2 protein-coding genes are annotated in these 1,862 nt (G+C 65.4%); one reads left to right on the top strand and one right to left on the bottom strand.

Features of this window, described 5'->3' with window-relative positions; all coding sequences use genetic code 11:
• Positions 1-70 precede the first annotated feature (70 nt).
• Positions 71-1,303 (bottom strand): 4-hydroxyphenylpyruvate dioxygenase, encoded by a 1,233-nt coding sequence (hppD, locus tag BN13_RS17240; protein ID WP_048548440.1) that lies wholly within the window; start codon positions 1,301-1,303, stop codon positions 71-73.
• 109 nt (positions 1,304-1,412) lie between these two features.
• On the opposite strand from hppD, the gene BN13_RS17235 reads away from it, so the two are divergent.
• Positions 1,413-1,862: Lrp/AsnC family transcriptional regulator (locus BN13_RS17235; protein ID WP_048548437.1), on the top strand; the 450-nt coding region annotated here is incomplete at its 3' end.

The following is a 1,862-nucleotide window of genomic DNA, read 5'->3' as shown; positions in this document are numbered from 1 at the left end:
GCTATTGCGTCCGCGGCGGGGGGCGGGAGCCGCTCGGCCAGCTGGCCAGCCGGAAGCCCGCAGCAGTCGCCTAGAGGTTGCCGCGCTTGTCCTGCTCGCGCTCAATAGACTCGAAAAGGGCCTTGAAGTTGCCCTTGCCGAAGCCCAGCGAACCGTGGCGCTCGATGATCTCGAAGAAGACCGTCGGCCGGTCGCCCAGCGGCTTGGTGAAGATCTGCAGCAGGTAGCCGTCCTCATCCCGGTCGACCAGGATCTTGCGGGTCTTCAGCTCCTCGATCGGCACGCGCACGTGGCCGATGCGGGCCCGCAGCTCCGGGTCGTCGTAGTAGGCGTCCGGGGTGTCGAGGAACTCCACGCCTTCGAGCCGCAGCGCGTCGACCGTCTGCAGGATGTCGTTGGTCGCCAGCGCGAGGTGCTGGGCGCCGGGCCCGGCGTAGAAGTCGAGATACTCATCGATCTGGCTGCGCTTCTTGGCGATCGCCGGCTCGTTCAGCGGGAACTTCACCCGGTGGTTGCCGTTCGCGACGACCTTCGACATCAGCGCGGAGTAGTCCGTCGCGATGTCGTCCCCCACGAACTCGGCCATGTTCACAAAGCCCATGACCTTGTTGTAGAACTCAACCCACTCATCCATCTTGCCGAGTTCGACATTGCCGACGACGTGGTCCAGTGCCTGGAAGAGCCGCTTGGGCGAGCCCTCCCGCTTGACGAACCCTGACGTGCGCGGGACATACCCGGGGACGTGGGGACCGGCATACCGAACCCCATTCACAACGCGCTGGACGAGCGTATGCCGCGTCTCGCCATACGTCGCGATCGCGGCCAGGCGCACGGTCCCGAACTCGTCGCTCACCTCGTAGGGCTCGGCGAGGATCGTGGCCCCCGCGCGCTTCGCCTGCGCGATGCAGACGTCCACGTCCGGGACCTCCAAGCCAATGTCGACCACGCCATCGCCGTGCTTGGCGTGATGCGCGATCAGCGGGCTGTCGGGCGCAACGGCGCCCTTGATGACGAACCGGATGGACCCGGAACGCAGGACGAACGCCTTGTGGTCCCGGTTGCCGGTCTCCGGCCCCGCGTAGGCGACGAGCTCCATACCCCACACCGACTGGTAATAGTGGGCCGTCATCGTCGCATTGCCGACGACGAACACGATCGAGTCCCAGCCGGTGACCGGGAACGGATCGGTGCTCGGGTCGTAGTCGACCAGACCCACCAACTCCTGGAGTTGGCGCAGGTCCAATCCTGCCTGGCTCTCTTGCTCGGTCAGGGTCGTGCCAGCGTGAACAGCATTGTTCGTCATAGCGTGAGGGTGCCCGGTGGCAGGCAGTCTGCGCAACACGTTGCCAAACGAGTGCGCATTTCGCCTAGTGAGTTGGCAATCCAGCCGACATGAGAGGACAATTTGAGGTATGCCGCCCACGCCCCCCTCCGGAGTCGACGCCCTCGACGCCCGGATCATCGCCGCCTTCACCGACGATCCCGATATCGGTGTCCTAGGCGCCTCCCGCTCGCTCGGGGTCGCCCGCGGCACCATCCAGGCCCGCCTGGATCGGATGCTGGAACGCGGGGTCATTGAGTCGTTCGCTCCCACCCTGGACACGGCGGCGCTCGGATTCCCCGTCATGGCGTTCTGCACCTTGGAGATCCGGCAGCGGACAGGGCACGAGAAGGTCGTGCAGCACCTGAGTTCCATCCCGGAGGTCTTGGAGATTCATCAAATCACCGGCCAAGGCGACCTGATGATCCGGATCGTCGCCCGTGACAATGTCGACCTGGGACACGTTATCGACGCCGTCGTCGACGATGTCCACGTGATCCGGGCCAACACCGCCATCTCGCTGCGCACCCACCTCCATCGC

This window comes from Nostocoides jenkinsii Ben 74 (genome assembly GCF_001046875.1).
GTDB lineage: Bacteria > Actinomycetota > Actinomycetes > Actinomycetales > Dermatophilaceae > Nostocoides_A > Nostocoides_A jenkinsii.
Note: the sequence above shows the minus strand (reverse complement) of the source record. Positions and strands in the feature narration are given on the sequence as shown.